This window comes from Porphyromonas bennonis DSM 23058 = JCM 16335, assembly GCF_000375645.1.
Lineage (GTDB): Bacteria > Bacteroidota > Bacteroidia > Bacteroidales > Porphyromonadaceae > Porphyromonas_A > Porphyromonas_A bennonis.
Window position 1 is genome coordinate 1 of record NZ_AQWR01000050.1, and the last position, 12,374, is coordinate 12,374.

The 12,374-nt window shown below is 59.0% G+C and carries 8 protein-coding genes, 1 pseudogene and 1 riboswitch; of the genes and pseudogenes, 2 read left to right on the plus strand and 7 right to left on the minus strand.

Annotated features, from left to right (window positions below; all coding sequences use genetic code 11):
• The first annotated feature begins 827 nt into the window (after positions 1–827).
• Together B088_RS07340 and gpmA are read left to right on the plus strand one after the other, a co-directional pair.
• On the plus strand, positions 828–1,814 hold the full coding sequence (locus B088_RS07340; RefSeq protein WP_018107772.1) for a polyprenyl synthetase family protein: 987 nt from the start codon (positions 828–830) through the stop codon (positions 1,812–1,814).
• Positions 1,815–1,851: 37 nt separating this feature from the next.
• A complete protein-coding gene (gene gpmA, locus B088_RS07345) occupies positions 1,852–2,607 on the plus strand; it encodes a 2,3-diphosphoglycerate-dependent phosphoglycerate mutase (protein ID WP_018107773.1) in 756 nt (251 codons plus the stop codon).
• Positions 2,608–2,686: 79 nt separating this feature from the next.
• Here gpmA and B088_RS07350 read toward each other — a convergent pair whose 3' ends face one another.
• The 7 genes and pseudogenes from B088_RS07350 to B088_RS08810 form a co-directional block, all read right to left on the minus strand.
• Positions 2,687–3,301, minus strand: a complete 615-nt coding sequence (locus B088_RS07350; RefSeq protein WP_018107774.1) for a DUF805 domain-containing protein — start codon at positions 3,299–3,301, stop codon at positions 2,687–2,689.
• Positions 3,302–3,332: 31 nt separating this feature from the next.
• Entirely contained in the window at positions 3,333–3,854 is a 522-nt protein-coding gene (locus B088_RS08415) for a DUF805 domain-containing protein (RefSeq protein WP_018107775.1), read from the minus strand.
• 64 nt (positions 3,855–3,918) lie between these two features.
• Entirely contained in the window at positions 3,919–4,530 is a 612-nt protein-coding gene (locus B088_RS07360) for a DUF805 domain-containing protein (protein WP_018107776.1), read from the minus strand.
• 16 nt (positions 4,531–4,546) lie between these two features.
• Complete coding sequence (locus B088_RS07365) at positions 4,547–5,200, minus strand: DUF805 domain-containing protein (protein WP_018107777.1); 654 nt, start codon at positions 5,198–5,200, stop codon at positions 4,547–4,549.
• A gap of 29 nt (positions 5,201–5,229) precedes the next feature.
• Entirely contained in the window at positions 5,230–8,904 is a 3,675-nt protein-coding gene (gene purL, locus B088_RS07370; RefSeq protein WP_018107778.1) for a phosphoribosylformylglycinamidine synthase, read from the minus strand.
• Positions 8,905–9,325: 421 nt separating this feature from the next.
• The gene (locus tag B088_RS07375; protein ID WP_245546737.1) at positions 9,326–11,626 is read right to left on the minus strand and encodes a TonB-dependent receptor; all 2,301 of its coding nucleotides are present in this window, start codon (positions 11,624–11,626) and stop codon (positions 9,326–9,328) included.
• 92 nt (positions 11,627–11,718) lie between these two features.
• Positions 11,719–11,818, minus strand: a riboswitch (TPP riboswitch).
• A gap of 163 nt (positions 11,819–11,981) precedes the next feature.
• Positions 11,982–12,363: pseudogene (locus tag B088_RS08810) on the minus strand (transposase).
• Positions 12,364–12,374: the final 11 nt, after the last annotated feature.

The following is a 12,374-nucleotide window of genomic DNA, read 5'->3' on the forward strand; positions in this document are numbered from 1 at the left end:
GCTGACGCATTTGAGCGTTACAGGAGTCACTCCACTCACTGTGAAGAGTGGTGAACGATGCACCCCGACAGGGGTGCCCGCTTTTTAGACCCGGGTCGAGGGGCGTAGCCCCGACGACCCGGGGGTCAGGCATTGCAAGCGATCCCGCGACCCCGCTAGGGTATCGCACTGGTTGACTGACTGATATGTGCGACACCCTGGCGGGGTCGTATACCTTGAATGCGTCGTCCTTTCCCGGGGTCTTCGGCACTGCGTGCCTCGACACCCGGTCTAAAAAGCGATGATCCCTCCGGGGCTTCGCCCCTGCGGGATCGGCAGGCAGTAGCAGCAGGACTGAGATCAGTCGACAGGATTGCACAGCGACAGGGACTATCACTTCTCTGCTTTAAGGCTCAAATGCGTCACCCCTGGGCATACTGGACATCCATGACAATTTCGCTACCTTTGTAGTGGGTTTCGGTACACTATAGACCTTTTAGCCCTAGACCATTGTATAGAAAACTGGTATCCATTGTAATTGTGAGCAGTTACATTCATTCATTTTACAATCATACTGGATTTCCAGTTTTCTCTGTTCTTCACAGTTCGTAATCATCACTATAAACTACGTCACCGAATTATCTTGCGGATTTCATCCCGCAAGATGGGGGGTATAGCGGCTTCCGCACCACACACGTCAGACCGTCCGCACACGCTCATCGCACAGAATATCGGAAGAAGCTCTTTTTAATCGTATTGATGTGTGGCTAACTGGTTGATGTGTGGCTGGCTGGCGGCGGAATCGGATTTTAGACAGCGGCGATAATTGTGTAAATTTGCACTGTTGTATGAGCATGAGTAATTACTTCGACAACCTCCCTGAGGACATCGCCGGCATCTCTGACCGCATCGACCAATTGATGGGCGAGACGCTGGAGAGCGACTCGCCCTCCCTGCGGCATGCAGTGGAGCTCTTCCGTCGCCATCCGGGCAAGAGACTACGCCCGATGCTGATGGGCATCGTCGCCTCGGCATTTGGCGAGATCTCCGATCGTGTCGTGCAGGGGGGGACCTTCATCGAGATGATCCATGTCGCGACGCTGATCCACGATGATGTGATCGACGACAGCGATATGCGTCGAGGGACAAAGGCGCTCCACGTGCTCTTCGGCAATCGTAAGGCGGTGCTGATGGGGGACTACATCCTCTCCAAGGCTATCCTCCTTGCCGTACAGATGGAGGAGCCGCTCGTGCTCGAGATCCTGAGCCATGTGGGCGAGTCGCTCACGGAGGGCGAGCTGATGCAGGACGATGCATCGCAGCTGGCCGAGACGAGCGAGGAGTGGTACTACGACATCATCCGTCGCAAGACCGCGTCACTGCTTGCCGCCTCCGCCACGCTCGGGGCGATCCTCGCCGGCAGGAAGGACGACGAGACCACGCTCGAGATCAGCGAGGCGACCCTCCGGCTGGGGATGGCCTTCCAGATCCGCGACGACATATTTGACTACCTCCCCACGCCTGAGCTGGGTAAGCCCGCAGGTAATGATCTGCGGGAGCACAAGGTTACCCTTCCCCTTATCTATGCCCTGGAGCACAGTGGGCGCAAGGGGGAGCGCGCTCGCCGAGTGCTGCGTCAGAGCGAGCTGAGTGACGAGGACATACGCTCCCTGACCGACTTCGCTATAGAGTGCGGCGGGATCGACTACGCTGAGCAGGAGATGCGCCGCCTCCTGAGCGAGGCGAAGGAGCACTACACCCGGGTGATCCCCGAGGGGAGGAGCCTGGAGCTACTCTATCGGCTCTGCGACTACATTGCGGAGCGAGAGAAGTAAACGACCTGTTTTTTCACAAAATAAGTAGATACAAAGTATGAAAAGATTAGTACTGGTACGCCACGGACAGAGTGAGTGGAATCTGGAGAATCGCTTCACCGGATGGACCGATGTGGACCTGACGGAGAAGGGCATCCAGGAGGCTGCCGCTGCCGGCAAGACGCTGAAGGAGAATGGATTTCACTTCACCCTAGCCTACACCAGCTACCTCAAGCGTGCCATCAAGACCCTCAATATCGTCCTCGACAAGATGGATCTCGACTGGATCCCCGTCCGCAAGACCTGGCGCCTCAATGAGAAGCACTACGGCATGCTGCAGGGACTCAATAAGGCTGAGACCGCAGAGAAGTACGGTGACGAGCAGGTGCACGTCTGGCGTCGCAGCTACGACGTACCTCCCACGGAGCTGGAGAAGGATGATCCTCGCAGCCCCTTCCAGGACACGCGCTATGCTCAAGTGGACCCGAAGGACCTGCCTCTCACCGAGAGCCTCAAGGAGACGGTCGCCCGCATCCTCCCCTACCTCAATGACGAGATCCTGCCGTCGCTCAAGGATCACGACGATGTAATCGTTGCTGCTCACGGCAACTCCCTCCGCGGTATCGTCAAGGTGCTGAAGGGGATCTCTGACGAGGATATCCCCGCGCTGAACCTCCCGACCGGTATCCCCTACGTCTTTGAGCTCGACGAGACCGACAACTACCGTGTCATCAAGGACTACTTCCTCGGCGACCCCGAGACGATCAAGAAGCTGATGGACGCCGTTGCCAACCAGGGCAAGGCGAAGAAGTAAGCTTCCCCGTCATACCCAAAGAGAGAGGCTGTGTCGCAACTTGCGGCACAGCCTCTCTCTTTGCTTTTCTCCTTACCGATCAGCTCTGACCGTAGCCCTCGTAGGTGGGAGCGGGCTTGGGATCAGGTCCGTAGGCGTTGGGACCGATCTTGCCTGGGATAAAGGCGATGACCAGCATGGCAAGCGTGGCAAGCATAGAAAGGAAAGAGACAATACCTGACAAAGCTTGGGGAATGACACTAGGAGCGATCACCTGAAGCACACCGACAAGGCTACTGAGGACCGTCAGCCCGCCGACGACCCAGAAGACCCCGGTTGAGATCCCCACATCGTGGAAGCGACGGCAGCCCACTGCCAGCGTCGGAACCAGCAGCAAGATCCCCACGATCACCAAAACCCAGAAGAATACGTTACTACCCAAGAGCGAGTAGACGTACTCCATATCGCCGGGGTTCTGTGCCATATACTGCGCTATCTCCGGATCGGCTGCGAAATCTTTGCCAAAGGTTCTCACCACGGGGATGGACAGGAGCGACACGATGAGTAGCTCGAAGAGCGCAAGGCTCCACCACTCCTTACGGCGCGCCCTGCCGGAGAAGTCGGAGTACTTCTTCGTGATGCAGCGGACGAAGTAGCCCCAGACGGAGAGGTTCTCGCCCTGCGAGGCGGTGTTGTTGTTTTGGATCACTTCCATTGTCAAGTTTGTATTAAAGAGGTTTTGAGTATCACTCGCCCTTGGGAGCGAGACCGTACTTATTCTTTTTCTTACCACCGGGGATGATCGCCACGCCGAGGATGAAGATCAGCGCGCAGGCAGCGAGGAGCATCGACAGGACAAAGAATCCGGGACCGCCGAAGCTGCCATAAGGGGTAAAGAAGAGCGGGATCGGCAGCAGGAGAAGCAGCATACCGAGCAGCACCGGCCAAGCGGGCAGGTTGCAGTCGTGGAAGCGACGCGTCGCCACAGCCATCCCCGCGATGAGGAGCCAGAGGGCGAGCAGTCCGATGATACAGGTGACGATGACGCCCGACCCTGCGAGCGGATCCGAAGTGTCTATCCAGCCGAGAGCCGACGCCCCGGCGACGATGCCGCACAGCAACCCCCCGAAGAGGATCGCAAAGAGCATATACCCCCAAAACTCCCTCCTCCGTGCCCTGCCTGCAAAGGTGGCACACTTGCGAGTCATACATGAGATAAAGATCCGGAAGAGTGACTCCTGCTCCTCTACTTGCTTGCTTGGTATCATAATAGTTGAGTGCAAAAAAAATATCCTGCCTCTCGTCGCTGAGAGACAGGATAAAGATACCAATTTATTTCTTTCGCAAAACCTCCACCTCCTGTGGTGGTAGGCTCTGTCGGGGGTCGGGACCATACTTATTAGTTCCCTTCTGTCCCGGCAGGAGGTGGATCACGAGGTCGGCGAGGGCGACGACCCCGACGACAATTGAGATTACCTGGAAGAGTGAGCTCCCGAAGTCCTGTGCACCGTACTTCAGTGACACGACGACCGCCCAGGCTAGCATCGTCCCGCGGAGTATCCAGAAGAGCCACGCCGGCAGCCCCACATCGTGATACCGCCTACAGCTCACGGCAAGTGTCGGGACAAAGAGCACGACGGAGAGCAGCCGGATCACCCACACCAGCATCGGCGCATCGAAGTAGGGTCGGTCGCCATAGCCGGAGAGGATCCCCTCGATGCCGAAGGGGGTGATGAGCGCTGCCTTCGTCACGTCTACCCCGTCCAATAGTGCCTGCGCTGCAAGGATAAGGAAGTAAAAGAGGACGATGAAGAGGTAGTAGCTCCAGAACTCCAGCCTTCTCGATCGGCCATCGAAGCTACTATAACGGCGCGTGAGAGCAGTCCAGAAGTAGCTCCACAGCGTCAGGTGTCGCTCGCCAGGCACACGGGAAGCTTGCTCCATAAGGTCAGCCACAGAGTCAGACGATCTCGATGTCCATCTGTGCCCCGCGACGCTTCGGGTCGGGACCGTACCTATTGGGGCCCTTCTTCCCCGGCATCAGCGCCACGACGACGACAAAGAGGTGGAAGCCACAGACCACCAGCTCGGAGATGAAGTTGAGCGTCGCCTCCAGCTCGCCCTCAGCGATGTCGCTGTCGATCAGCCCCATGACGAGGAAGAAAAACTGCACAGCAAAGAGGATCAGGAAGACGCCGGTCGATATGCCCACGTCGTGGAAGCGTCGCACCGTCACCGTCACCATGGGGATGAAGAAGATCGCCAGCACTAACGGTATGAGCCAGAAGGTCCAGGTCCCCTGAGCCATATCGAGGTAGAAGCCGGGATTGCTCAGCTCCATCTCGGAGGGTCCATACCCCTTGATCGAGAAGTAGGTCTCCACGCAGCAGATCAGCACCGCCAGCAGGATGAAGGCGATGTAGAAGGTGACAAAGCTCCAGAAGGCAAAGCGGCGCGCCCGACCACTCAGGTCGGCATAGCGGGTCGTGATGCAGCGGACAAACCAGCCCCAGAGGCTTCGCGGCTCCTCCTGCATCGTAGGTGCGGAGTACTCCTCATCGACGTACTGATGTGGTCGCGGCTTCTCCGCCTGTTGATGATTCGTTTTACTCATGATAGATGATACCTATTATATAAGCCTGCTCAGCGGTGTGCCAGACACCACTCGTAGGCATTGACAAAAGCCTCAAACCATGGCGTCACCTCATCCCCCGCCTCAGGGTAGTAACCGCACTGCCAGGGGAAGACGGACCGCTCCGGGTGCGGCATCATCGCGAGATGACGCCCATCGTCGCTCACCAGCGCAGCGATGCGCTCGGGTGAGCCGTTGGGGTTGCCCGGGTACGCCTCGTAGCCGTAGCGGACAGCCACCGAGTAGCTGTGGGGGTCTGCCGAGAGGTCAAAGCGCCCCTCGCCGTGAGCCACCCAGCAGCCGACCTTCGTGCCGGCAAGGCTGCCAAGCATCACGCTATTTGTCTCGGGGATCTCGAGGGTGAGGAAGGTGGACTCAAATTTTCCACTCTCATTGTGCAGCAGACGGAAGCTCCGCTCCTCGCCGTAGAGGAGGTCCAGCTTCCCCATCAGCTGGCAGCCGTTACAGATGCCGAGCGAGAGGGTGTCGGGGCGAGCGTAAAACTTCCGCAGCGCCTCGCTGGCCCGGTCGTTGTACCGGAAGCCGGCGGCAAAGCCGGTCGCAGCCCCCAGCACATCACTATGGGAGAAGCCTCCGCAGAAGACGATCATCCGGCACTCCTCTAGCGTCTCGCGACCGCTCATCAGGTCGCTCATATGGACATCCCGCACGTCGAATCCGGCCAGCCAGAGGGCGTAGGCCATCTCTCGCTCGCCATTGGTCCCCTTGTCGCGGATGATGGCGCAGGTGATGCCGCTCCGCTCCTTCCGATCCCGGCTCTTGCCGTAGTCGGCGAGCGTGCGTCTCTGCCCGGGGCGTAGCCGGTAGTCCAGCGGCTGGGATAGCTGCTCCCTCGTCCTCGACTCGGCGCACTCCTTGGACGCCTGCTCAGGTTCCATGAGGCGCGACGGCGTCTCCCAGGCACGGCGCATCTCATCGATGTCTATCTCCTCCTCGCCGATGCGCATCAGCCGCTCCTCGATCGGGAGGGCGGCAATGACGGAGGCGACGCCCGCTTCCTCGAGTGACTTCATCACGCTATCCGGGTCAGCCACCTGGATCAGCACGCCGGGATTCTCGGCAAAGAGCACCTCCTCCAGCGGTCCCTCACTGAGGAGATCGGCTGAGAGCTGCACTCCTCCCTCGGTACGCGCATAGCACATCTCGAGGAGAGCGGTGACGAGACCGCCGGCGGACAGGTCGTGGATCGCTAAGATCCTCCCCTCACTGACCAACTCCTGGATCGCACCAAAGGCGTCAGCAAAGTAGTCCACGTCCACAACGTCGGGCGTGGTGGAGCCCACCTTGCCGAGCGTCTGATAGAGGGCAGAGCCTCCGAGGTGACGGTTGCAGAAAGAGAAGTCGACGTACAGCACCGCACTCCCCGGGGCATCCTTCAGCACCGGGTCGGGGATCCGGCGGACGTCGGTCACCTCGGCTCCCGCAGTGACGATCAGCGTACCGGGAGCGGTGACCCGCTGCCCGTCGGGGTAGGTCTGGGTCATCGAGAGGGAGTCCTTGCCGGTCGGGATATTGATCCCGAGGGCTATGGCAAAGTCGGATGCCGCCCTGACGGCAGCGTAGAGCCGGGCATCCTCACCGGGGTTGCGACAGGGCCACATCCAGTTGGCGGAGAGCGAGACGCTCTCGAGCCCCTTCCGCAGGGGTGCTCCGACGATATTGGTCAGCGACTCGGCGATGGCGAGACGGGAACCCGCCTCAGCGGAGATCATCGCCGGCACAGGCGCATGACCGAGAGCCATCGCCATACCCGCCTCACCCCGATAGTCGAGCGCCACGGCGCCGAGGTCGGAGAGAGGCAGCTGGAGCGGACCGCAGCACTGCTGGCGCGCCACCTTACCGGTGACGGAGCGGTCCACCTTATTCGTCAGCCAGTCCTTGGAGCCGACGCTCTCGAGTCGCTGCACGTCGGCGATGACGTCAGCGAGCTTCCGCCCGGCGAGCGGGTTCTTGTCGGGATCGGCAAAGGTGGTCTCCCTTGTCTCATCCTCCATGATTGTCTTGGGGGCGGAGCCGAAGAGGTGGCTCAGCCGCAGATCCAGCGCCGCCGGTGCGACTGTCTCCTGGTGGTCAAAGACCAGCTTCCCGCTCGCCTTGGCCTCCCCGACGGGGTAGAAGGGGGCGCGCTCCCGCTCGGCAATGGCGCGCACGTCCTCGAGGTCCTCCTTATGGATCAGGATGCCCATACGCTCCTGCGACTCATTGCTCAGGATCTCCTTGTCGGAGAGCGTCGGGTCACCGATCGGTAGACGGTCGATGTCAATCTCACCGCCGGTCTCCTCCACCAGCTCGGAGAGGCAATTGAGATGCCCTCCGGCGCCGTGGTCGTGGATGGAGATGATCGGATTGCGCTTCCCCTCCGCCATGGCGCGGATGACGTTGGCGACCCGCTTCTGCATCTCAGGATTGGAGCGCTGGATCGCATTGAGTTCAATGGCATCGGCGTAGCTGCCGGTATTTACCGACGAGACGGCGCCGCCGCCCATACCGATCCGATAGTTGTCTCCCCCCATCACGACGATGGCGTCGCCCTCCTCGGCATGCCCTTTCTGCGCATCACGCTTCCGCGCCAGACCGACACCGCCGGCGAGCATGATCACCTTGTCGTACCCCCATACCTCGCTACCCTCTTGGTGCTCAAAGGTGAGGAGCGAACCGACGATCAAGGGCTGGCCAAACTTATTTCCAAAGTCCGATGCCCCGTTGCTCGCCTTCGTCAGGATCTCCTGCGGCGTCTGGTAGAGCCAGGGACGGGCAGTGATGGCGCTCTCCCAGCGGCGCGACTTGTCGAGACGGGTGTAGGGCGTCATATAGATCGCTGCGCCGGCGAGGGGCAGGCACGCCTTACCCCCGGCGAGCCGGTCGCGGATCTCGCCGCCGGAGCCGGTGGCTGCACCATTGAAGGGCTCCACAGTGGTGGGAAAGTTGTGCGTCTCGGCCTTGAGTGCCAGCACCGTCTCCGTCTCCTCGGTGCGGTAGAGGTCGGGGCGGTCCATCCGCTCAGGAGCGAAAAACTCCGTCTCCGGTCCCTCCACAAAGGCGACATTATCCGCATAGGCGGAGACGATGCCATTGGGATTGAGCTTACTCGTCTTCTTGATCATCCCGAAGAGACTCTCCGGCATCTCCTCCCCGTCGATGACGAAGGTGCCGCCAAAGATCTTGTGCCGGCAGTGCTCGCTATTCACCTGCGAGAAGCCGAAGAGCTCCGCATCCGTGAGCGGACGCCCCAGCTCCCGTGCCACCCCCTCGAGGTAGTCGATCTCCTCATCGGAGAGAGCGAGACCCTCCTCGCTATTGTACTTCCGCAGATCCTCCACCGGCAGGAGGGGAGCCTTCTCGATCTTGGTATCGAAGAGTTCCTCGTCCAGCGTCCCGTACTGCCGCAGCAGCATCCTGTCGTAGGGCACACCCGGCTCAGCCTCGAGGAAGGCCTCCACCCGCTCGACGGAGTCGATGCCGACAGTGTGGGCGATCTCGGTCGCATTGGTACTCCACGGGGTGATCATCTCCGCCCGCGGACCGATGAAGGTACCCGCGAGTGGAGCCTTGACCTCCGTGGCTCCGTCAAAGAGCCAACCGAGGGTCTTATGATCCTCCTCGGACAAGGGTGCGGTGTGCTGTACGGCATAGACCGTACCGAAGTTGCGGAAAAAAGATATCATATCTCAGTCTCTCTTATGTATGGAAGCGGGTACCTCACCCTCGGCCCCTCGCCTAATGATGTGCGAGCGATCCTCCGGCAAAGCCCATCACAAAGCTACCAAATTCTTTGACTTCACAGCCCCACCCTTCGAAAAAAAAACCGTCGAATCCTCCACAAGCAGCTCAGGCAGGGAGGACTGCAGGCTGGTGGAGAGAGCTGGGTGTCCGACCCGTCCGACTTGTCCGACTCGTCCGATACGGATCGGTCTAGCAGGTGAGAAAAAATCTTTTACCGGGTTTAGTGATCACCAAACCCGGTAATAGGGATCACTAATATCGGGTTTAGTTTCCATCGAGACCGACCACGCAAAAAAGGGACTCCCCACCCTGAGATTCAGAGTGGGGAGCCCCATCACGCTTTAGTTAAGAATAATAGACCTATCAGAAGGTATAGGTGGCGCCGGCAACGAAGTGGATCGGTGCGGCGGGGTAAAACCAGGTCCAGGCACTGCGGGTCACCTTGCCCTGCTCGTCCTTGGAGAAGTAGCCCTCAGCGCCGCCGTAGGTGGAGTACTGAGTATTGAGGAGGTTGATCACCTGACCCTGCAGGTCGATGCGCTGCCCCTTAGGCAGGTCGATGCCGTAATTGACGGTCAGATTGGCGAGGTAGTAGCCCTTGATCTTGCGATCGGCGAGACCGCTGTTGTCGAGGTAGCGGTCACCGACATAGTTCCCTGTGAGGTCGATCATGAGGTTCTTGATCGGCGTCCAGGTGATCGACTGATTGGAGATGATGGAGGGGGCGTCAGCGATCGGCACAGAGGTCTCGTGAACCTCCGTGGGGATCTCATTCCACTCCGCATCGTACATCGTCTCGTAGAAGGTGTAGTCCTGGATCCTATTGCGGGAGAGGGTGATATTAGCTGCGAGACGGAGCTGGGGGAGCGCCTGCCAGTCAGCGCCCATCTCGACGCCGAGACGGTAGCTCTTGGGGACGTTGATCATCAGGTTTTCGCCCACGTCACTCTTCTGACCATTGGGTACGATCTGATCCTTGTAGTGCATGAAGTAGCCATTGACGAAGAGTCCCACACTTCCCCATCTCTGCTCGGTGCCGATCTCGAGGTCGCCCATGTACTCCGGGCGGGGGAGCACGCGTTCGCCGTCCTTGTCGTAGGTGCGACTCTCGGTGAACATCTTACGATTGGGCTCCTTGGCTGCTGTGGCGTAGGAGATGTAGTAAGAGTGGTGGCGGGAGGGGTGGTAATTGAGTCCCACCTTAGGGAGGATAAAGTTGTACCTCGGAGCGTTGTCGCCGCTGTAGTCGAGGACATCCATCTTGCCGGTCCTGTCGGAGGGCTTGTCGGAGAGTCCGGTCATTGTGGTGCCGACATGGCGGTACATCAGGTCGAGGTAGCCCATAAGGGTGGAAGTGAAGTCCCACTCACCCTTGACATAAGCGGAGAGGTCGAGGACGGAGGAGGAGTTGCGGTAGTACTCGGCATCGGGATAGTAGGGTCCAAACTCGGTCGCCTGCCCTACCTTGTAGCCATCGACCCAGGGGAGGATCCCGTAGTGGTCGCCCCAGTAGCGGTTGGCGGAGAGTCCGGCATTGATGCGGCCCTTGTCGAGCGTCCAGAGACCATTGGCGATCCCGCCGAGGAAGTGGTTGTCGAGATATTTCTCGCGGATCAGGCTCCCCTTCGTCTTATCACTCATCGGCACGAGGTAGTACTCCCTGTACTTGCGTCCGGAGCGGAACTCTCGGGTGTAGCCAAAACCCCTCGTGTAGTGGAGAGTGACATCGTAGCTGAAGCGATCCGAGGGGTAGTGCTTGAAGATCAGGTAGGTGTGCCCCTGCTTGTAGTTGTCGTTCTGGTCGGGATAGAACTTCTGCTTCGCTACATCCTTTTCATCCGGATTCATAAGCCCGGCGCTATTGTAGGTGCGCCCAAGCTTCTCCATATCCTCGGGGGCGATACCATTCCACGCCACCTGAGTCTGTTGATCACCGAGGTGATGGATCAGCTGGAGGGAGTAATTGTCTCCGCCGTAGTAGGCCTGCATCAGGTATGAGAGTCCCTTGCTGCCGCTTCGATCGATGTAGCCATCGCTCGAGGTGCGAGAGAGTGAGCCATTGAGCCGCCAGCCACTGCCGAGGATGCCGCTCGAGAGGTGCACCATATCGCGGCGCATGCCGTAGGAGCCCCAGTAGGTGGAGACGCTACCACCCGCCTCAGCCTCGGGGATGGCGATGCGCATATCCATCGTCGCACCGAAAGCACCGGCGCCAAAGGTGGACGACCCGGCACCACGGACGATGACGATATCGGAGAGGCGGCTGCCGAAGTCGGGCATATTGGCCCAGAAGACCGCCTGACTCTCGGAGTCATTGACCGGGACGCCATTGACCGTGATATTGACACGCGAGGGGTCGACGCCACGGATGGAGAAGCCGGTGTAGCCGCCCATCGTGCCGGCATCCTGGGTGATCAGGAGGGATGGAGTACCGCGGAGGAGCGTCGGCACGTCCCAGGCGGTGGTATGGAGCTTCAGCTCGGGGAGCTTGATCGTCTGCTTGGTGACCGGGGTGAGCTGTCCGGGACGAATGCCGAGGACCTCTACCGCTTCCAGGTCATACTCTCGAGAGATGTCCTGGGCGCTGGCGCCGAGGAGGAGAGCTCCACTGAGAGCTCCGACAGACAGTAGTCTGGTGATGAGATTATTCATGTATCTGCTCATATAAAATGATAAAGTAAGTGTCACAACTACGGCACTAAGCCCACAGGGTATGGGCGAGCAGATCTTAATGATGGAGACTGCCTGCACAGAGGCGGTCGGAATCACGCACTTTCCTACGTCGGAATTAACCGGACAGGTTCGGAGGGTCTGCTCTCAGCCTGCCCTTGCGGACAGGCACCCCTAGGCGAAGGCAACAAGACTTCTCTCATTGCGAGTGCAAAGGTAGTTATAATTTCCTAAAGTCGCCCTTCTGATCTCTGTCCTCAATTCCGCAGGCTGGAGATTTGTTGCCATCGTCGGGTACTTAATGCCTGCTTTTTCTTGTATCCTGACTTTCTGGCAGACCAAAGTCGGTTCATCCGACATTACGCGTGATGGAGCAGTCGTGGAGAGAGAATAGACGGAGCGTAAAGTAGTAGTCATCTCTATGTCCGCAAGCGTTTCTCTTCATTACTTTGATCTTATTATTGATGCCTTCGACCTTTGCTGTAGAGAGCTTTCCATGATACCATGCGAGGATCTCTCTCTTCGCGGCAGAAATGGTGTTTGCGAGTGTATACCTGCCTGAAATACTCCTTGAGACAATAAGCCTGCACGAGGGGTTTGTTGACTTCGAGGGCTAATTGTAGCTTGGACATTCCGTTATGATTTACAATGTTCTCTGAGTTTGCCAGGAGTAAAAACCGAGATCCCTTTATGAGCCTCCTTTTAGCCGGGTCTACCTCTCGTGAGACCAGCTCTCTTCGGA

Coding starts and splice junctions, on each gene's coding strand:
- B088_RS07340 (WP_018107772.1), top strand. CDS start 828: ATGAGCATGAGTAATTACTTCGACAACCTCCCTGAGGACATCGCCGGC.
- gpmA (WP_018107773.1), top strand. CDS start 1,852: ATGAAAAGATTAGTACTGGTACGCCACGGACAGAGTGAGTGGAATCTG.
- B088_RS07350 (WP_018107774.1), bottom strand. CDS start 3,301: ATGGAAGTGATCCAAAACAACAACACCGCCTCGCAGGGCGAGAACCTC.
- B088_RS08415 (WP_018107775.1), bottom strand. CDS start 3,854: ATGATACCAAGCAAGCAAGTAGAGGAGCAGGAGTCACTCTTCCGGATC.
- B088_RS07360 (WP_018107776.1), bottom strand. CDS start 4,530: ATGGAGCAAGCTTCCCGTGTGCCTGGCGAGCGACACCTGACGCTGTGG.
- B088_RS07365 (WP_018107777.1), bottom strand. CDS start 5,200: ATGAGTAAAACGAATCATCAACAGGCGGAGAAGCCGCGACCACATCAG.
- purL (WP_018107778.1), bottom strand. CDS start 8,904: ATGATATCTTTTTTCCGCAACTTCGGTACGGTCTATGCCGTACAGCAC.
- B088_RS07375 (WP_245546737.1), bottom strand. CDS start 11,626: ATGAGCAGATACATGAATAATCTCATCACCAGACTACTGTCTGTCGGA.